Origin of the sequence: Bradyrhizobium liaoningense (genome assembly GCF_018130825.1) — a bacterium.
GTDB lineage: Bacteria > Pseudomonadota > Alphaproteobacteria > Rhizobiales > Xanthobacteraceae > Bradyrhizobium > Bradyrhizobium liaoningense_B.
In genome coordinates this window covers 275506-295390 of sequence record NZ_JAFCJS010000006.1, presented here as the reverse complement: position 1 = coordinate 295390, position 19885 = coordinate 275506, and the positions used below count along the sequence as shown (strand labels likewise).

The 19885-nt window shown below is 64.2% G+C and carries 18 protein-coding genes and 1 pseudogene; 9 read left to right on the top strand and 10 right to left on the bottom strand.

Going from position 1 to position 19885, the window contains the following annotated elements:
* Positions 1-102: 102 nt before the first annotated feature.
* The 7 genes and pseudogenes from rocD to JQ603_RS38105 all read left to right on the top strand — a co-directional run.
* Entirely contained in the window at positions 103-1317 is a 1215-nt protein-coding gene (gene rocD, locus JQ603_RS26215) for an ornithine--oxo-acid transaminase (protein ID WP_212343563.1), read from the top strand.
* Between the two features lie 120 nt (positions 1318-1437).
* The gene (locus JQ603_RS26210; RefSeq protein ID WP_333938909.1) at positions 1438-2589 is read left to right on the top strand and encodes a fructose-1,6-bisphosphatase; all 1152 of its coding nucleotides are present in this window, start codon (positions 1438-1440) and stop codon (positions 2587-2589) included.
* 90 nt (positions 2590-2679) lie between these two features.
* The gene (locus tag JQ603_RS26205; RefSeq protein ID WP_245003852.1) at positions 2680-3867 is read left to right on the top strand and encodes a 6-phosphofructokinase; all 1188 of its coding nucleotides are present in this window, start codon (positions 2680-2682) and stop codon (positions 3865-3867) included.
* Positions 3868-4416: 549 nt separating this feature from the next.
* Entirely contained in the window at positions 4417-5898 is a 1482-nt protein-coding gene (locus tag JQ603_RS26200) for a Spy/CpxP family protein refolding chaperone (RefSeq protein WP_245003851.1), read from the top strand.
* A gap of 217 nt (positions 5899-6115) precedes the next feature.
* Positions 6116-6679, top strand: coding sequence for a hemerythrin domain-containing protein (locus JQ603_RS26195; protein WP_212343560.1), 564 nt, complete (start codon positions 6116-6118; stop codon positions 6677-6679).
* Between the two features lie 143 nt (positions 6680-6822).
* A complete protein-coding gene (locus JQ603_RS26190) occupies positions 6823-7044 on the top strand; it encodes a hypothetical protein (RefSeq protein ID WP_212343559.1) in 222 nt (73 codons plus the stop codon).
* Between the two features lie 74 nt (positions 7045-7118).
* Positions 7119-7330: pseudogene (locus tag JQ603_RS38105) on the top strand (hypothetical protein); the annotation flags it as partial.
* 44 nt (positions 7331-7374) lie between these two features.
* On the opposite strand, the gene JQ603_RS26180 reads toward JQ603_RS38105, so the two are convergent.
* The 10 genes from JQ603_RS26180 to JQ603_RS26135 form a co-directional block, all read right to left on the bottom strand.
* On the bottom strand, positions 7375-7575 hold the full coding sequence (locus tag JQ603_RS26180) for a hypothetical protein (protein WP_212343558.1): 201 nt from the start codon (positions 7573-7575) through the stop codon (positions 7375-7377).
* A 524-nt stretch (positions 7576-8099) separates the two neighbouring features.
* Complete coding sequence (locus tag JQ603_RS26175; protein WP_212343557.1) at positions 8100-8963, bottom strand: sugar phosphate isomerase/epimerase family protein; 864 nt, start codon at positions 8961-8963, stop codon at positions 8100-8102.
* Entirely contained in the window at positions 8963-10153 is a 1191-nt protein-coding gene (locus JQ603_RS26170) for a dihydrodipicolinate synthase family protein (protein WP_212343556.1), read from the bottom strand. Before JQ603_RS26170 ends, JQ603_RS26175 begins: the two co-directional genes overlap by 1 nt.
* Before the next feature lie 132 nt (positions 10154-10285).
* Positions 10286-11437 (bottom strand): Gfo/Idh/MocA family protein, encoded by a 1152-nt coding sequence (locus JQ603_RS26165; RefSeq protein ID WP_212343555.1) that lies wholly within the window; start codon positions 11435-11437, stop codon positions 10286-10288.
* Positions 11434-12840, bottom strand: coding sequence for a hypothetical protein (locus JQ603_RS26160; RefSeq protein ID WP_212343554.1), 1407 nt, complete (start codon positions 12838-12840; stop codon positions 11434-11436). The genes JQ603_RS26165 and JQ603_RS26160 overlap by 4 nt, the downstream gene beginning before the upstream one ends.
* A 3-nt stretch (positions 12841-12843) precedes the next feature.
* Positions 12844-13689, bottom strand: coding sequence for an ABC transporter ATP-binding protein (locus tag JQ603_RS26155; protein WP_212343553.1), 846 nt, complete (start codon positions 13687-13689; stop codon positions 12844-12846).
* Positions 13686-14678 carry an ABC transporter substrate-binding protein gene (locus JQ603_RS26150; protein ID WP_212343552.1) on the bottom strand — a complete coding sequence of 331 codons (993 nt, stop codon included), beginning with the start codon at positions 14676-14678 and terminating at the stop codon, positions 13686-13688. The genes JQ603_RS26155 and JQ603_RS26150 overlap by 4 nt, the downstream gene beginning before the upstream one ends.
* 56 nt (positions 14679-14734) lie before the next feature.
* Entirely contained in the window at positions 14735-15544 is an 810-nt protein-coding gene (locus tag JQ603_RS26145) for an ABC transporter permease (RefSeq protein ID WP_212343551.1), read from the bottom strand.
* A gap of 269 nt (positions 15545-15813) precedes the next feature.
* Entirely contained in the window at positions 15814-16521 is a 708-nt protein-coding gene (locus JQ603_RS26140; RefSeq protein ID WP_212343550.1) for a TetR/AcrR family transcriptional regulator, read from the bottom strand.
* A gap of 364 nt (positions 16522-16885) precedes the next feature.
* Positions 16886-17734 (bottom strand): VOC family protein, encoded by an 849-nt coding sequence (locus tag JQ603_RS26135; RefSeq protein WP_212343549.1) that lies wholly within the window; start codon positions 17732-17734, stop codon positions 16886-16888.
* A gap of 218 nt (positions 17735-17952) precedes the next feature.
* Here JQ603_RS26135 and JQ603_RS26130 point away from each other — a divergent pair, with 218 nt between their 5' ends.
* Positions 17953-18846, top strand: a complete 894-nt coding sequence (locus JQ603_RS26130; RefSeq protein ID WP_212343548.1) for a sugar kinase — start codon at positions 17953-17955, stop codon at positions 18844-18846.
* Positions 18847-18852: 6 nt separating this feature from the next.
* On the top strand, positions 18853-19761 hold the full coding sequence (gene rbsK / locus JQ603_RS26125) for a ribokinase (protein ID WP_212343547.1): 909 nt from the start codon (positions 18853-18855) through the stop codon (positions 19759-19761).
* Positions 19762-19885 lie beyond the last annotated feature (124 nt).

Below are 19885 nucleotides of genomic sequence, written 5' to 3'. Positions count from 1 at the left end.
CGCAGGGAGGCTTCCAAGGCGGCCGGCTGATACCCAAATCAAGCTGAAGGCGGCCGGTGCAGTCGGACGACGCGCCCGCGCGCAGCAATGGAGTGACGGCAGATGAGCTCGTCGGTCATTGATTTCATCGCAACGGAAGCACGCTTTGGGGCCCAAAATTACGCACCGATCGGGGTCGTCCTGTCGCGCGGCGAAGGTGTCTGGGTCTGGGATACCGACGGCAACCGTTATCTCGATTGCCTCTCGGCCTATTCGGCGGTCAGCCAGGGCCACTGCCACCCCAAGATCCTGGCGGCGATGGTCGAACAGGCACACAGGCTGACGCTTACCTCGAGGGCTTTCCACAACGACCAGCTCGCCTTGTTCTACGAGGAGATCGCGGCGCTCACCGGCTCCCACAAGGTGCTGCCGATGAACAGCGGCGCGGAGGCGGTCGAAAGCGCCATCAAGTCGGTCCGCAAATGGGGCTACGAGGTGAAGGGTGTGCCGGACGGCCAGGCCGAGATTATCGTCTGCGCCAACAATTTCCACGGACGCACGCTGGGCATCGTCGGCTTTTCGACCGACCCCGAGACACATGGACACTTTGGGCCGTTCGCGCCGGGCTTCAGGATCATCCCGTTCGGCGACGCCGCGGCGCTGGAGCAGGCCATCACGCCAAACACGGTCGCCTTCCTGGTCGAGCCGATCCAGGGCGAAGCCGGTGTCGTCATTCCTCCAGCCGGCTATTTCACGAAAGTGCGGGAGCTCTGCACCGCCAACAACGTGATGCTGGTGCTCGACGAGATCCAGACCGGGCTCGGCCGCACCGGCAAGCTGCTCGCCGAACAGCACGAGGGGATAGAGGCGGACGTGACGCTGCTCGGCAAGGCCCTGTCCGGCGGCTTCTATCCGGTGTCGGCCGTGCTCTCGAACAACGACGTGCTCGGGACTTTAAGACCCGGGCAGCATGGTTCGACCTTCGGCGGCAACCCGCTTGCCTGCGCCGTGGCGCGCGCGGCGATGCGCGTGCTGGTCGAGGAAGGCATGATCGAGAACGCGGCGAGGCAAGGCGCGCGCTTTCTTGAAGGCTTGAAGGACATTCGCGCCAATACCATCCGCGAGGTGCGCGGGCGCGGCCTGATGCTGGCGGTCGAGCTGCATCCCGAGGCCGGCCGCGCCCGCCGCTATTGCGAGGCGCTTCAGGGCAAGGGCATCCTCGCCAAGGATACCCATGAGCAAACGATCCGCATCGCTCCGCCGCTGGTGATCACAAGCGACCAGGTCGACTGGGCGCTGGAGCGGCTCGCCACCACCCTGACGCAGGATTTCTCCTGAAGCTGCCTGGCACGTGGAACCTATCGGGACGACGGACGTTTTGGTCCGCGAATGAGCAGCGCCGTGCCCGGCGCAGCAAGCGCCGAGGCCGGAAGCGCTGAGCTGTGCGGATCGGGAGAAATGCTCATGAGACTCACTCTTTCAGTCATCAAAGCTGACGTTGGCTCCGTTGGCGGGCATACGAAACCGTCTTCACGCATGATCGCGACTGTCGAGGGCGAGGTTGCCAAGGCGATCTGCAATGGCCTGCTGATCGACGGCTTCATCTGCCACACCGGCGACGACATTGCGATCATCATGACGCACACACGGGGCGAAGGAAGCTCCGAGGTCCATCAACTCGCCTGGAAGACGTTCCTCGCGGCCACCTCGGTCGCGAAAACCTCCGGGCTCTATGGCGCTGGCCAGGATCTTCTCGCCGACGCGCCTTCCGGGAACATTCGCGGCGCCGGCCCAGGCGTCGCCGAGCTCAGCTTCGACCACAGCCTCTCCGGCGTGCGGCCTGCGGAGTCCTTCATGGTGTTCGCGGCCGACAAATGCGGCCCCGGCGCCTACAACTTGCCGCTCTATCTCGCCTTTGCCGACCCCATGTACTGCGCCGGGCTGATGCTGCCTCCGATGATCAAGGGATTCCGTTTCCATGTCATCGACATGGACAACACAGCCGGCGACAGTCTGATCGAGCTCGACGCACCCGCCGACAGCTACCACATTGCCGCCCTGCTTCGCGACAACGAGCGCTTCGGCATCGATCGCATCATTTCTCGAACCCATGGCGAGGTCGTCGCGGCCGTTTCGGCACAGCGCCTCCACGCGATCGCAGGCAAGTACACCGGCAAGGATGATCCAGTCGCGATCGTCAGGAACCAGGGGATTTTTCCCGCTCCGGAGGAAATAGTCTCACCGTTCGCCAAGGCGCACTTCGTCGGCGGCGATGCACGCGGCTCGCATGTGATGCCGCTCATGCCGGTGCCACTCAACACGCCCGTTACCGGCATGTACTGCCTGCCGATCGTTTCTTGCGTCGGCTTTTCGATCGACAGGGAAGGCCGCTTTGCCGAGTCCTACACCGATTTCTTCGACAACCCGGCGTGGGATGAGGTCCGCCGGCGCGCCCAGCGCAAGGCCATCGAGATGCGCAGCCAAGGCTGGTCTGGCGCCGCCATGCTACCCTATTCCGAACTGGAATATGGCGGCTTCCGCGACACCGTGTCCGGACTGCTGAAGCGTTTTCGACTGCGCGAGGACCGCAAGCCGGAAGCGGCCGAGTAGCGACCGCCTCCAATCAGAAGCTGGAGCGACGTTCACCGTTCAATCGACAGATGCAGGCGCTCTGACGACATGCCGATCCGGGAGGTGGATATGGCCAAAAAACGCATCGGCATTCTCACGGGCGGCGGCGACGTCGCCGGCCTCAATGCAGTCATCAAGAGCGTGACTTATCGCGGCAGTGAGGACGACATCGAGGTTGTCGGCCTGCGCCGTGGTTGGGAGGCCCTCACGCACCTGAACCTCGACGACCCAAACAGCAGGTCCCACTACGTCATCCCGCTGAACCGTGAAAACACTCGAACCATCGACCGGCGCGGCGGCACCGTGCTGCACTCGAGCCGCGTCAATCCCTCCAAAATACAAAAGCTGCCCGATCATCTCGTCGGCAATGATGTTCCAGTCACGCTGAGCACCAATGGCGGCATCGCGACAAAGACGTGGGACCTCACCAGCCGGGTGCTCGCTAACCTTTCGGGACTTGGCATCGAACACCTGATCGCCATCGGCGGCGACGACACGCTCAGTTATGCGGCCAAGCTCAACGAACTCGGCGTCAAGATCATCGCCATCCCGAAGACGATGGATAATGACGTCCGCAACACCGAGTACTGCGTCGGCTTCTCGACCGCGATCACCCGCGCCAGCGATGCCATCCAGCGGCAGCGCACCACCGTCGGCTCGCATGAGCGAATTGGCATTTTCCGCGTCTTTGGCCGCGATGCCGGATTTACGGCACTCTACACCGCGTATGCGACCTCGATACGATGCGTCATACCCGAGTATAAGGTCGACCTCGACAAGCTGATCCAGTTGCTCATCGCGGACAAGCGCGCCAATCCAAGCAACTACGCGCTGATCGTGCTCAGCGAGGGAGCTCAGTGGGAAGGCTACAAGCTGCGGGAATACGGCGAGCCTGACGCCTACGGTCACCGCAAGAAGGCCAACGTGGCGGAATCGCTTGCCGACGAGATCAAGCAGCGCACCGGCGAGGAGACGATCATCTCCGATCTCACCTACGATCTGCGATCGGGCGATCCGGACTTCATCGACAAGCTTGTGGCCCTGACTTTCGGCAACATGGCCTATGATGCCATGCTGGAAGGCAAGACCGGCCTCATGTCGGCGCTGGTCGAGGGCCGCTACGACCTCGTGCCCATCCCCGACGCCAAGCTCGGGCCGCGCAAATTGGACGTTGCGAGCAGCTACAACACGGAGCGCTACCGCCCCATCTACGCCAACAAGCAGGGGCTGCCGATCTTTCTCAACCGCGCGTCCTAGCGTGCCGGACCGGGCGCGCCGGAGCGGCTCGCCACCACCTGACGCAGAATCTTTGAGGCCGCCTGCGTCGGAAGATCGCAAGGCCGGCCGTGGCCAACAACGAACGATTCCGCCAGCTGCGCGTTGAAATTCGTGGGCGATTACGAGCTGGGAGCTACGATCATGCTTCCGCGTGGCGTTTGCCTGACGGCTGTTTTAGTTGGTGCCTCGATGCTGACGGCGAGCATTGGTGTGCTCGCCCAGGGACCCGGCCAGGGACATGGAAGAGGCGGGCCACCCGGCCCAGCCGCAGCGCCGGCGGCACGTCCGGCAGCACCACCGGCCATGGCCCGTCCGGCGGCGCCGCCACCGATGGCACGTCCCGCCGCGCCACCCGCCATGGCACGTCCGGCGGCGCCGCCACCCATGGCACGTCCCGCGCCGCACATTGCCTCACCGCCACCGCGCCCGACCCCACATTTCGCTGCACCGCCACCGCGGGCGGCCCCGCACGTGGCAGCGCCGCGGCCTGAATTCCATCGGGCGCCGGCAGCACCACAACGCCCGGCCATGGCACCCCGGCCGACGCCACACATCGCCGCCCCCTCGGCCGCCCCCTCGCGGCCCGGCGGACCGCCGGCCGCGAGCGAGCGGCTGTCGCGGCGGGATCAGATCGAACAGCGCGCACAACAGCGCCAGCAGCAAGTCCAGCAGCGCCAGGAGATGGTACAGCAGCGGCAGCGCGAGATGCTGTCGCGGCAGACCACGGAACGCCAGACCCGCATCGATCGCCTGCAGCAGCGCGTGCAGCAAGTCCAGGCGCAGAAACCGGAAGGCGCGCGGGCGTTGCGCGAGCAGCAACGGACGCTCCAGACGCAGAACCGCTTGCTCGCACGTGAGCAGCGCGCGCAGCAAAGCGACCTGGCGCGCCAGCAGCGGCTTGGTCTCCTGGCTCCGGCCGGGCGGACGGCAGCCGTTGCGGCCGCTGCCCAGGCCGCCCAGCGCGGGCGGTTTGCCGAGCGCTTCCGCGAGCAGGCCCCTGCGCAAGCCCAGGCGGCGCTCACCACCCGCCAGAGCGGCTGGGCTCCCCGGCAGGCCTGGCGTCACCGCCATCGCGCGGTGTTCGTGGCCTGGCTTGGGCCGGTGTTCTGGCCTTATGCCTATTCCGACATTTTCGACTACACGTTCTGGTCCTATGCCTACGAGCCCGGCTATTGGGCGTACGCGTATGACGACTTCGTCGACACCGTGTTCTGGGGTGGTGACGGCGCTTATTCCGCCTACGCCAGCATCAACCCGTATGACTACCCGCAAGCCGGCGGCGGCCGCGTTCGCCAGCGCGCCGGCGCGAGTCCGCAAACGCTGCAGCAATTGTGCGGCACACCGGACAAGGGCGTGACGGCCTGGCCGCTGGCTGACATCGCGCGGGCCGTACGGCCGACACCGGAGCAACGCGCCCTGCTCGACGAATTGAAGACCGCTGCGACCAACGCTGCCGGTGTGTTCAAGGATTCCTGTGCGGAGACCTATGCACTGACCCCGCCCGGCCGCCTGCGCGCGATGATGAACCGCGTCAGCGCGACGCTGGAGGCCGTCAAGATCGTGCGGCCGGCGCTGGAGAATTTTTACAACTCGCTCAGCGACGAGCAGCAGGCCAGCTTCAACGCGCTCGGTCCCAATGTCGGCGAGCGCTCGCCGCAGCAGCAAGCCAGTGCCCAAGCCAGTGCCGAGGGCTGTGGCGATCCGAAATCCGGCCTGACCCAGCTGCCGATCCAGAGGATCGACGCTGTGCTCCACCCCGCCGGCAAGCAGAAGGAGGCGCTCGACCGTCTCAGTGAAGCGACAGCCAAGGGCGTCGAAGGCCTGCAGGCGGCCTGCCCGAACGATGTGCCGCTGACGCCGGTGGGACGGCTGGAGGCGATGCAGCACCGACTAGAGGCGATGCTGACGGCCGCCAAGCTGGTCGAGCCTGCGCTGGACGAATTCTATGCCACGCTGAGCAGCGAGCAGAAGGCGCGCTTCAACACGCTGCAACAGGTCGCAGGACCGTGAGGACGGTGTCGCGTTCGCTCGTTGCGATTTGTGCAGCGGTCGAACGAAACGGGGTGACTAAGACCTCCAGTTCGTGACGCGCCAGTAGCAAAATACGCGATTAGAACAGGAGGATGGCGCACCCTGCGCCCGGAACTTGATTTAGCGCAAGAAGCTGAGGCGAATTCGGGGCTAAGCTTTCAAAGCTTCTCAATCGGTCACTTTGTGGGTCACAGCAATGATCATTGAGCGCTTAAGCCAAGAGCACCGCAATATCGAGAAACTGCTCGCCATCCTTGAGCGGGAGCTTCAGGTTTTCGACCTGGGCGACCGCCCCGATTATGAGGTTATTGGCGCGGTCATTAGCTATTTCGAACTTTACCCCGAGGTCTACCACCACCCTCAGGAAGACCTGGTCTTCGCCAAGTTGAAAATTCGCGATCCCGGTGCGGCTGCGAAGATCGGTGATCTCGCTCGCGAACACCAGAAAGGGGCCGAACTTTTGCGCCGCGTCGCTCGTGAGATTGACAATGTTCTTGCGGGCCGCGAACTCCTTCGGCAAGACGTGCATGCCATCGTTCACGATTTCATCGAGCACGAGCGACGCCACATGACCATGGAAGATCGCGATTTCTTTCCCGCTGCCGTGAAGGCTCTCGAGCCTCAAGATTGGACGGAGATCGCTTCGGCTATGTCCAATCCTGAGGATCCGCTGTTTAGCGAGGCAGCCGAAGAGACGTTCGACGCGCTACGGGTACGCATCCTGCAGTTGGAACAAGAAGCCGAAGCCGAACGGCACTAATCAAGCTCATCCGCATTGTGCTGATCGGATTCAATGTCCGAAAGGTCAAAACGTCGCTCCAATCGCCGCTTGGTCACTTCCGGTGTACCAGACGGGCCGGCCCCGCAACCATGAGCGTAGGGTTGGAATACCAGGAGAAGACAATGATGACTGACGATCAAGTCAATCTCGTCGTTCGGCACCTCTGCGCGCAATTGCATTTGGCGCTCCGATTGAAGGACAGCGAGGCCCATCCACCAAACGCCAAGGATATTGGATTTGATCCTGCCTCTGTAAGAACCATATTGCTGACTGGATTGCGTTCAGCGGGTGTCACGATCAACCACGAGGTAGTCGCGGCGGGCGAAGAGCCGCCGTGGTCCTAAACGCAGAATGCGAGACAGAAGTTCGCGCCAACGTCTGAGTTGGTCAAAAGCGCCACTGTTTTGGCCCCTACTTCTATCGCGCCCGCAATCGAGTTGGACGTTCTTCAACAGGATCAAGCAATGTCGTCGGGTGGCGACGCGTTATGACAAGCTTGCCGCCAATCATCTCGCCTTCGTCCAACTCGCTTCGATCAGACTATGGCTCGGCGCTAATGAGCCACGCCTTAGTCGTCCTGCTTCAAGGCTCGACGAGACTATGCATGTCTCTGCCGCGCACTCTCTGTAAGGGTGCAGCGGCACGCAACCCAAACGACAGCCTCGTTTCTGACGTCACACGGAAATCGTCGTCGGCCCAGCATCATTCGTGTTTGTGGTCGCGTTGCATTGCTGGAAGTGAGACGACAACGCAAGATCGGCCAGATGCTCCCAGTATTCTGCTTCCGCGAGCAGCTTCCACTTGTTCATGCTGTTGTACGCGGCCTGTTGGCGGCACAGTGAGCTCATCGCACGCAAGCGTCGCACCTTATCCACTGCGAACCTCCCTTTGCGCTTGCTTGCTTGCAAGCGCATTTGTGTTGTCACAGCTTCGCAGATCGAATTGGCGAGTGATAGCCCGGTGTTTGACGGTAAATCGATGATAGCGCAATCGTCTGACTTTTCACCGAACAGTCCAGCCCGAAAAAATTTGACCTCGAAACTAGTTTGGCCGGCACATTGAATTGCAGGATCGTCCCCGGCGCACCGCAATAAACGCGCCGGTGACTTCGGCGAAGCTCGCCAGCCTTGTCACGCCGATCACAGCAATGGCCCCGACGGTTGCACGTCGGGGCCATTCAAGATCAACAGGTATGGGTACATCCGCCGTGCCTGCTGATCGTTGATGCCGCTGATTACCGCATCCGATCTGGCACAGACTGTGGCGCGGCTGCGGCATCGGAATGATGATATTCTGCCTGAAAGCTGATGGCAGTCCACCTCATCATTGGTGGTACTCCCACCAGCTCGCTGCTTCGCCAGCGTCGTCGAGGGGCCATAGGGCCGCAGCCGTGGTAACGCTACACCACCGTCCTGTGACGCGCGATGCAGGTGCGCAGCACATCGTCCATCGGCTTGCCCCACCAGTCGTTGGAGAAGATCTCGATCTCCGAATAGCCGGCAAAGCCCTGCGCTTCGACCGCCTTGCGCGCCGATTTGATGTCGATGACCCCGTCGCCCATCATGCCGCGGTCGTTGAGAATGTCCTTGGTCGGCACCAGCCAGTCGCAGACATGGAACGCAAGCAGGCGATCCTTGCCGGCGCGCTCGATCTGGCCCATCAGCTCCGGGTCCCACCAGATGTGATAGACGTCGAGCGCGACGCCGAGCATGCCGCTGCGGCCGGGATCGAGCCGGTCGCAGATGTCGAGTGCCTGCTTTGTCGTGTTCACGCAGGCGCGGTCGGCGGCATAGGCCGGATGCAACGGCTCGATGGCCAGCGGCAGCTTTGCCTGCCTCGCGTAGTCGAGCATCTCGGCGAGCGCTTCCTCGACCTGCCCGCGCGCAGCCACGATGTCCTTCGACGCCTCGCTGCCGGGCCGCGAATATTGCGGCAGGCCACCGACAACGAGAACGATGCAAGGCGCGCCCAGCGCCTTGGCCTCATCGACGCAGCGCCGGTTGTCGTCACGCACCTCGCTCCGGCGCGAGGCATCCGAGGTGAACATGCCGCCGCGGCAATAGCCGGAGAGATCGAGACCGGCCTCGCGCACCGCGCGCGCGGCGCGGTCGAGACCGACGGCGGCGACCTGGTCGCGCCAGGGATCGATGGCGCGGATGCCGTGTCTTGCGCAGGCGTCGATGATCTCTACCAAATCACCCTGCTTGCGGACGGTCGCCGTGTTCAGCGACAGCCAGCGATGGTCGGACGAGAAATCGCGCATCAGGATTCGATACCGTGGGTGGCGAGCACGGTCTTCATCCGCTGCGTCGCGAGTTCGGGATTGGCGAGCAGGCCGGCCTTGTCGGCGAGGCGGAACAGCTCGGCCAGATGCAACGTGGAGCGCGTGCTCTCCTGTCCCCCGACCATGGTGAAATGATCCTGATGGCCGTTGAGATACGCCATGAACACCACGCCGGTCTTGTAGAAGCGCGTCGGCGCCTTGAAGATGTGGCGCGACAGCGGCACCGTCGGCCCCAGCACGTCGTGGAAGCCGGCTTCGTCGCCGGCAGCTAACCGCGACAGCGCATAGGACGCCGCCGGCGCGATCGCATCGAAGATGCCGAGCAGCGCGTGCGAAAAACCTTCTTCGTCGCCGGCGATCAGCTCCGCATAGTTGAAGTCGTCGCCGGTATACATCTTGATGCGCTTGTCGAGGCGCCGGCGCATGTCGATCTCGCGCTGTTTGTCGAGCAGCGAGACTTTTACGCCGTCGACCTTGGCGGCGTTGCCGTTGATGATGGCGACAGCCGTGTCCATCGCCTTGTCGAGATCCTTGGTGCCCCAATAGCCCGTCAGCGCCGGATCGAACATGTCGCCCAGCCAGTGGATGATCACGGGCTGCGCTACCCCCGACAGCACGCGGTCATAGACTTTTGCGTAGTCATCGGCATTGCGGCCGAGCTTGGCGAGCGCGCGCGAGGCCATCAGGATGATGCGGCCGCCGACCTTCTCGACCGCCGAGACCTGCTCCTCATAGGCGCGGATCACGTCGTCGAGGTTCCTGGCATCCTCGACCGCGAGATGATCCGTGCCTGCGCCGGAGAACACCAGCGCGTTGCGCCGCTTGGCGGCGGCGACCGAACGCGTGATCAGCTCCAGCGAGGTCGGCCAGTCCAGCCCCATGCCGCGCTGCGCAGTGTCCATGGCTTCGGCAACGCCAAGGCCGAGGTCCCAGACGTGTTCGCGGAAGGCGATGGTCTTGTCCCAGTCGACGGTAACCGAAAGCCAGGGATCGTTGTCCGCGAAGGGATCGGCCACCGTATGCACGGCCGAGAAGGCGATGCGGTTCAGCGGGCCCTCGAGCTTTGCAGGAAACGTGCGCGAAGCCGCGAGCCGATAGGTCTCGATCGAGCGATCGGCCTTCGGCAGCTTGAGCGACAATGACGATATCGGCTGGACGGGCTTGTTCATGACTTCGAACCTCTCCCCGTCATTGCGAGCGAAGCGAAGCAATCCAGAATGCCTCCGCACGGAAGGTCTGGATTGCTTCGTCGCTTCGCTCCTCGCAATGACGGCTCAACTGACATTTGGACTCTCTCGACCTCAGACCTTGATCGGGGCGACGTCGATCCAGCGGCGCTCCTTCCAGCTCTTCAGCGCGCATTCGGCGAGCTGCACGCCCTTGGCGCCTTCGAGCAGGGTGAACTTGTAGGGCGCATCCTCGTAGACGTGGCGGATGAACATCTCCCACTGCTCCTTGAAGCCGTTGTCGTAGGTGACGTTATCGGGCAGTTTCTGCCAGTCGCCGTAGAAATCATGCAGCCGCTTCTCGTCGGGATTCCACACCGGCCTCGGGGTCGCCTGCCGCGCCTGGATCATGCAGTCGGTGAGGCCCGCGACCGCCGAGCCGAGCGTGCCGTCGACCTGGAAGGTGACGAGATCGTCGCGATAGACGCGCGTCACCCAGGACATGTTGATGTGAGCGATGATGCCGCCTTCGAGCTGGAAGGTCGCGTAGGCGGAATCGTCCGCGGTCGCCTTGTACTTCTTGTTCTGCTCGTCAAAGCGCTCGGGAATGTCGGTGTTGCCGATGCAGACCACGCTCTGGACATTGCCGAACAGGTTGTCGAGCACGTAGCGCCAGTGGCAGACCATATCGAGGATGATGCCGCCGCCGTCCTCGTCGCGATAGTTCCAGGACGGCCGCTGCGCTTCCTGCCAGCCGCCTTCGAACACCCAATAGCCGAACTCACCGCGCACCGAGAGGATGCGGCCGAAGAAACCGGAGTCGCGCAGGAAGGCGATCTTCTTCAGGCCGGGCAGGAACAGCTTGTCCTGCACCGTGCCGTGCTTGACGCCCTTGGCATTGGCGAGCTTCACGACCTCGACGGCTTCCTCGAAATTCGTCGCGATCGGCTTCTCGCAATAGACGTGCTTGCCGGCATTGATGGCCTGGGTCAGCAGGCCCGGGCGGGCCTGCGTGGTCGCGGCGTCGAAGAACATGGTGTCGTTCTTGTCGGCGAGCGCGGCGTCGAGATCGGTGGTCCAGCGCGTGATGTTGTAGCGCTTGGCGAGCGCCTCGACCTTTTCGGCGCTGCGGCCGACCAGGATCGGATCAGGCATGATGCGGTCGCCATTCTTCAGGCGGACGCCGCCCTGGTCGCGGATCGCGACGATCGAGCGGATCAGATGCTGGTTGAGCCCCATGCGGCCGGTGACGCCGTTCATGATGAGGCCGAGGCGTTGGGTGGTCATGCCAGATACTCCTGAAGTGATGTTGGCTGTTCGAGCGGGCGGAGCGCCGACCAGTCCGGATGGACCGACGTCGCAAAGCCCACTGTGTTGAGCGATCCCGTCAGGAGATCGCCGTTGTGAATCCTGAGGCGGATGCCCTGCCCGGCATCAGCATAGAGATCGGGATGCGCGGCGGCGAAGGCCGCAGCTTCGGCGGCCGGCGTGTCGCCAAAACCGTCGACATAGTGGTGGCCGTTGCGCTCGGCATGCGTGACGCCAATGAAGGCGCCGAGCGCCAGATCCTGCTGCAGGGCGAGCCCGGGCTGACAAGTCAGGTCTTCGCCCGTGACGAAGCACTCCGCTCCGTCATCGTCCAGCTTGGCGATGCGGGTGAAGTTCACGATCGACTTATAGATGCCTTTGCAGGATTTCGAGGAGACGCCGCTGTAACCCAGCTTGTAGGCGGCCGGCCAGGCATCATAGGAATCGTCCGCCTCGTCGATGATCAAACCGCGCCGACGCAAGGCTTCGCCAAGCGGCGATTGACGCGTCACGTCGCGCAGCATGGGCTGCTCGATATAGAGCAGTTTGCGAAAGATCGGCGCCAGGGCGTTGTCGCGCTCCAGCCGGTTGGCCAGCGCAGCAAGCGCCGTCAGGTCCGCATATTGCTCATTGCCGTCAAGCGTGACCTTGTAGTCGTAAGGGAGCGTCGCCAGCTCCCGGCCGATACGGATCAGCCGGGTGGCATCCGCCTCGGGATCGCCGCCGAGCTTCAGCTTGAAATAGCGCGCACCGGCATTTTCCTTCGGATCGGCCAGGCCACCGTCTCCCTCGACCTTGTCGTCGAGGCCGACGGTGTGGCGAATCGCAACGCGTTCCGACCGATACTGATTGGCGAGACCGAGAAATCGCGTGATATCGCCATCATTCAAGTCAGGCGACAGCCGCGCATCGATGCCGGCGATGTTGCCGGCCATGCCGTCAAAGAAATTGGTCTCGGCGGCGCGGAGCAGCGCATCGAGGATCGCCTTGTCGATTTCCGCGGGACCATAAGCGGCGGCAAGCGGCGGAATGTTGTTTTTTGCGCAAGCCGCGACCTGGGCGCCGATGCACGACGCATGCAGGCCAAACGCGGGGCGAAAACCGGTCTGCGCCAGATAGAGCCTGCGCGCGATCTGCAGCGACCGTCGCAGGCCGTCGACCGTCTGCGCCGGCGACAGCTCCGGCCGCTTGTCGAACCATTTCGGCACCAGCAGCTCGGCGCTGGCACCGATCGCGGTGCCTTTGCCCTCGACCTCGATCTCGACCCGCACGAACAGCTGCGGCGTCGCGTTGATCGTGATCGCGCCGAAGCGGAACGGCCGCGCGAAATGCACGGGACGTTCGAAGAAAGCGATGTCTCGCAGCTTCAGGCGCGGCGCCATGGTTTAGTCCAGCGAACCTTGCGAGAAGAAATGCTTGCGGATGCGTTGCACCAGCTCGGTGAAGACAGGATCGGCCATCACGTCGAGCGAGCGCGGGCGCGGCAGCGGCACGTCGTAGATCGCCGCGACCGCGCCGGGCCGCTCGGTCATCACCAGCACGCGGTCGGCGAGGAACACCGCCTCCGGAATCGAATGCGTGATCAGCAGCACCGTCTTCTTCGTCTCGCGCTGGATCCGCATCAATTCGACATTCATGCGCTCGCGCGTCAACGCATCGAGCGCGCCGAACGGCTCGTCCATCAGCATGATCCTGGGGTCATGCACCAGCGCGCGGCAGATCGAGGCGCGCTGCTGCATGCCGCCGGAGAGCTGCCAGGGCAGCTTCTTCTCGAAGCCTTCGAGGCCGACCAGCTTCAACAGCGACTTGGCACGATCGAGATATTCCTGCCGCGGCAGCCGCTTCATGTCGATCGGCAGCATGACGTTGTTGAGAATGTTGCGCCAGGGCAAGAGCAGCGCGTTCTGGAACACGATGCCGACATTGCCGTGCGGCGTCGTCACCTTCTCGCCCTCGACCAGGATCTCGCCCGATGTCGGCGGCAACAGGCCCGAGATCAGCTTGAGCAGCGTGGACTTGCCGCAGCCGCTTGGGCCGACCACGACGAAGAACTCGCCGTCATTGATGTGGAAGTCGAGCGGCCGCAGCGACGGCACGTCGCCGTCGCGCGTCCGGTACGTTTTCGACACGCCGGACAATTTGATGCCCGACGCATCGCCGGCCCGGTCGCTCACCAGTCTCAGATGCGCGGCCGGCTGCACGGTTTCGCTCACGACTTTCGCTGGTTTCACGAGCCACTCTTCGGCAGATAGTCGTTGGTGTAGAAGGCCTTCGGGTTGTCCTTGGCCTTGGCGTCGAGCCCGCCATATTCGACCAGCAGGTTGACCGTCTCGGTCATGTTCTGGTCGGTGACCTGGAACGGCCGCTTGGCCTTGGTCTCCGCGGTTCGGTACAGCGGAATGGTCAGCTCAAAGCCCTGCGTCAGCGTGTCGATCTTGCCGCCCTTGGGGTTGGCGTCGAGGATCGATTGCGCCGCGGCCTTGGGCTCCTTCTCGGCGGCTTCGACCGCCTTGGTCGTTGCCGACATGAAGCGGCGGACGAGGTCGGCATTGGCCTTCACGTAGTCGGCGTTGGCGATGATGCCCGAGGAGACCATGTTGATGCCGTAGTCGGCGAACTTGATCGGGTAGACGTCCTTGCCGGTGGCGTCCTTGATCTTCATCGACTGGTCCATGACGTAGCCGAGCAGCAGATCAGCCTGGCCGTTGATGACGGCGTTGAGCTTGGTCTGGCCGTCGCCGGCCACGGTCTGGAAGTCGCTCTCCTTGAGGCCGGTCTTCTTCAGGAACAGCGGCCAGATCTGGGTCATGGAATCGGCCGGCGTGATCGCCACCGTCTTGCCCTTGATGTCCTCGGGCTTCTTGATGTTCTTGTCGACGAAGCCCATCGCGGACATCGGGCTCGTTTGCAGCAGCACACCGGTCGCGACCACCGGCGCGCCCTTGATGGCGGCGCGCATCATGGTGGGCACGTCGACATAGCCGAAGTCGGCGGTCTTGGCGGCGACCGCCTGCGTGGTCGCAGCCGAGCCGCGGCCCTCCTGGATCTCGAGGTCGATGCCCTCGGCCGCGTAGATGCCCTTGGCCTTGCCGTAATAGAACGGCGCGTGCTCGCCATAGACGTACCAGTTCAGCATCAGCACGACCTTGTCGGCTGCCTGCGCCGGCATGGCCGCGAATACCATCAGCGCCGCTGAGACAGCCCCAATCAACCTCTTCATCGTCACTCTCCCTTGCCTTTGTTGCGTCGGCCTTTGTTGGCCGTTCGTTGTTTTGGTTATGCTGCGAAAATCACGTCCTCGCGCTGGCTGACATGCCAGGGAATGACCAGCTTCTCTATCCGGTCGACGATCCAGAACAGGATCACGCCGAGCAGCGCGAGGATCACCAGCGCGGCGAACATCGTCGGCAGGTCGAACGTGCCGATCGAGCGCTGCATCACGTAGCCGATGCCGGAATTGGACCCGACGAACTCGCCAACGACGGCGCCGACCACGGCGAGCGTCACGGAGACTTTCAGGCCCGAGAAGATCGCCGGCAGCGCATGCGGCAGGTTCACCGCGCGGAACACCTGGAGGCGGCTGCCCTGCATGGCGCGGGCGAGATCGACCATGTCGGGGTCGACCGACTTGAAGCCCTGCACGGCGGAGACGACCACCGGGAAGAAGCCGAGCAGGAAGGCGGAAATGACTTTGGGAATGATGCCGAAGCCGAACCACACCACGAACAGCGGCGCGATCGCGATCTTCGGCACGGATTGCGAGAACACCAGCAGCGGATAGACGTAGCTCTCCACCGTCTTCGAGCCCGCGATCAGCATCGCGACGGGGATGCCGAACAGCGCCGACAGCAGGAAGCCGCAGACGGTCGCATAGGTTGTCGGCCAGGACTGCCGCAGCAGCTCCGGCCATTCGGTGCGCAGCACGGCGAGAACATCGCCCGGCGACGGGATCTGGTAGGCGGGAATCCTGAACAGCCGGATTGCGAGATCCCAGGCGACAACGATGAAGACGAGGAACAAGAACGGCCGAACCCAGGCCGCATTCAGCAATTTGGAGATCGCATTCGGTGGCTTCGGCTCGGCCAATTTTCACTCCCGGCAGTCTTCTTCGTTGTGGGGAGAAATTAACCCGTTGGATAAATACTGTCTAGGGGTTTCCCTGTGACGTTTTGTGCCGGGGGCTCGGGGATCGGGTCGGGAACACGGAGCGTAATGTCTCGTGTCCCGGACGCGACGCAGCGCGCGGCGGTGCGGCGCAGAGCCGGGACCCAGAGGCCGCATGCTCTGCAGTTGCATGGGCCCCGGCTCTGCAGCGCATCACTTACGTGCTGCGCTGCGTCCGGGGCACGAGACCGCTACACCGCCTGCACCACCGCGCTGCGCGACTTCGGCGCCTTGGCGATCTCGAACAGCTCTGCCGAGCGCCCCGTCAGCGCGGCGAGCACGAGGCCCGCCATGTGCGCGAGACGCTCCTCCTTGGCCTTCTTGTCCAGCAGGTCGCGGCCGAAGATCACGCTGAGGGTCGCCGAGTTCGAGAGATAGAAGAAGCTGAGCGCCGCAATGGAGATGTAGAGCTGCACCGGATCGACCGCGACCTGGAAGTCGCCGGACTCGACGCCGCGCCGCACCACGGTGCGGATCATCTCGACGAAGGGCGAATGCATCGACTTGACCTTGGTCGATTTCTTCAGGTGCTTTGCGCGCGCGAGGTTCTCGGTCTGGAGCAGCGACAGGAATTCAGGATTGCGCAGGAAGTAATTCCAGGTGAACTCGATCAGGCGCCGGATCGCCTCTGGCGGATCGAGATGCTCGAGATCGAGCCCGCGTTCCTCGCTGCGGATCTTGTCATAGGCGCCTTCGAGCACTGCCAGATAGAGCTCGTCCTTGTTGCCGACGTGATAGTACAGCATGCGCTTGTTGGCGCCGGCCTTGGCCGCGATGCGGTCGACGCGGGCGCCGGCGAGCCCGTGGGCGGAAAACTCCTGCTTGGCAGCTTCGAGAATGCGCAGCCGCATCCCCTCGGGATCGCGCTGCCATTTCAGAGTTCGCTTTGCCTTTGCCAAACCGGGTGCTCGCTGGGTGCTGTCGGTATGCCATGTACCACGCGGGTGGGCGTTTGAGAATGTCTCGTGCCCCGGACGCAGCGCAGCGCTACTTCAGCGGTGCGCTGCAGAGCCGGGGCCCATGTCTCCAAGCGAGAAGTCGCCGCCTTCTGGGTCCCGGCTCTGCGGAGCGTCACTGCGTGCCGCACCGCGTCCGGGACACGAGAGCTTCGTAGGGTGGGCAAGGGCGCGCTTGCGCCGTGCCCACGTCTTCCCATCAAATAGGCAAGACCTGGGCACGCTTCCGCCTTCGCTCTTCGAGCTACGGCGGACAAGTCGCTTTGCCCACCCTACGGGAGTCTTCGAACGGAGAAAGCCGTGCGCCTCACTCCACCGGCTTCGGCGAGCGCTCCAGCAGCACGGTCTGGATCCCGCAGGTGCCGTTCCGCACCGTCATGATCCGCGTGCCCGGCTTGCGGCCGTTGCGGACCTCGGTGACGTCGAGGCCGGCCGCGATCAGGCGGGCGCGGGTGGCGTCGATGTCGGCGACGCGCCAGCTCAGGCCCCAGAGGCGATCGTGCGCGGCATCGCCCCCCGCCACGGGTCGGCGCACCACTTCGACGATGAGGTCGCCGCAGCGGAAGAACATCAGCTGGCCCCAATCCTGATGCGAGCGGTCGAGCGCGAGGTCGAGCCCGAGCCGTGCGCCGTAGAGCGCGGCGGCGCGCTCGGAATCCTCCGTGGTGATCACGACATGGTCGAGCCCGTCGATCGGCGCGACGTCGGTCGCAACCGATTTCGGGCGCTCCTCGGCGAGCTCGAGGAAGAACATGCGCACGCCGCGCGTCAGCTCCGTCGCGGCCCGGGTGCGCTTCCAGTGCAGGACGGCATCGGTGGCGGAATCGCTGCTTTCGACCTCCGCGACCGGATCGGGCCTCAAGGCCACCCGCTCCAGCCGGCGGTGCATCTTGCCCATGTCCGCGACACGAAAGCACAGGCTGGCGAGCACGCCCTCCTGGTCGTCGAGCAGCGCACGCATGCGGTCGGCGGTGACGCTGAAGCCGTTCGGCGCCATCAGCTCGATCGTCATGTTTTCGAGCGTGAACAGCACCCGGTCCGCACCGTCACCCGAGTTCTGCCAGGCCGGCGCGCGGGCGAGCAGCGTCTGATAGGCCGCCCTGGCCGCACCGATATCCCTGACCAGAACGACGATGTGATCGAGGCCGGTGATCATGTTCCCCCCTCCGCAACGGGCCGGAACCGAAACGCCCAAGATAAAGACCTTGGAGGTCGTTGGCTCCGCCCGGGCAGCTCGCCCAGCCACGGTCGTATTCCGCCCCCAGGCCGACCTCAAGCACCTATCGCCATGACTCTGCGAATATTTTGGCTCCCGCGGAAGCGGTGCTAAGGTAAGCAGCCGGTCGGGACCACACAGCGCATCACGGACAACCAATGCAGGCTCTCTTTATCGGACAGACCTATATCGACGTCGTCTTCATCACCGACCACATGCCGACCGGCGACGAGAAGCACGTGGCGACCGACTACGCGGTTTCCTTCGGCGGCAATGCCGTGACGGCGGCGTTCTGCTGCGCCAAGCTCGGCATCGTGCCGGATCTGATCGCGACCGCCGCCAATGACTGGCTGGGACGCATGTTCCAGGACATGTGCGCGAAATACGCGATCTCGCTGCATGCGCGCAAGGTGAACCAGTCGTCGCTGTCCTTCATCATGCCCAAGGACGGCAAGCGCGCCATCGTCCGCTGCCGCGACGATTCCCACATCCATCCCTTCCCGATCCTCAATCTCGGCAATTGCCGCGCGCTGCATATCGACGGCCACCAGCCCGATGCCGCGATCCACTACGCAAAAGTCTGCCGCGAGGCCGGCATCCTGACCTCGCTCGACGGCGGCGGCCTGCGCACCAACACGCATGAGCTGCTGGAATATATCGATGTCGCTATCGTCGCCGAACGCCTGTGCGAGCAGATGGACCTGACGCCGGAGAAGATGCTCGACTATCTCAAGAGCCGCGGCTGCAAGATCGGCGGCGTCACCATGGGTGAGAAGGGCCTGCTCTGGTACAACGAGACCGGCACGGTCGAGACCATGCCGGCGATGCCGATCCCGCGCGAGCGCGTGATCGACACCAATGGCGCCGGCGACGTGTTCCACGGCGCCTACGTCTATTCCTACCTCGCCCATCCCGGCAAAAGCTGGCGCGAGCATTTCGATTTCGCGCGCGCCGCCTCGACCTACAAGATCCAGCGCCTCGGCAACGAGGCGGGCCTGCCGACACTCGTCGACATCGCCAAGGTCAGGCACGAGTTCGAGGTCAGGGTCTAGACTCACATGGGGCGCGTCTTCGTCGCCGGCAGCATCAACATGGACGTGGTGGCGACGGCCGATCGCCACCCACGCGTCGGCGAGACCGTCGCAGGGCGTCAGGTGCTGTATTTTCCGGGCGGCAAGGGAGCGAACCAGGCGGTCGCGGCAGCGCGGTTAGGGGCGCGGACGACGCTGATCGGGCGGCTGGGCAAGGACTCCTTCGGCACCGAGCTGAAAGCCTTCCTCGGCGCTCAGGGCATCGACCTCGGCTATATCAAGGAGACGGCGGAGGCCCACACCGGCACCGCCATCATCACGGTGGCGGACGCCGATAACACCATCGTCGTCATCCCCGGCAGCAATGCCCTGGTCGGCGCGGATGACGTCAGCGTCGTGCCGCTATTGAAGGGCGACGTCGCGGTCAGCCAGTTCGAGATCCCGCTGCCGACGATCGCCGCCTTCTTCCGGCGCGCGCGCGACGCGGGCGCCGTGACCGTGCTCAACCCGGCGCCGGCACAGAAGATGTCGAGCGAGCTGCTGGCGCTGGTCGACGTCCTCGTGCTGAACGAGACCGAGCTCGGCTTTCTCGCCGGCGCGGAGCTGTCCGAGCGCGACGAGGCCGCGCGCATCATCGACGTCGCGCGAAAACTCCAGGCGCGCGAGGACCAGACCATCTGCGTCACACTCGGCAAGCGCGGCGTGCTGGCGCTGGCGGGGCGCGAGGAGATTGCGGTGCCCGGCCGCGCGGTGAAGGCGATCGACACGACCGGCGCCGGCGATTGCTTTGTGGGCGCGCTGGCGGCGCAGCTCGCTGAGGGTGTGCCTTTGCATGCCGCGCTCACCTTCGCCAACACCGCGGCGTCGATCAGCGTGCAGCGGATGGGCGCCGGGCCGTCGATGCCGACGGCCGCCGAAGTGGCGGCGGTCTTATAGGACGGAGCGCGCTTCCTTCGCCTCTCCCCGCCTGCGGCAGGGCTATCGCAGATGGCTTCTTGGTGACGGCCAGAGCAAGCGCCTCGTCCTTCGAGACGACCGCTTCGCGGTCTCCTCAGGATGA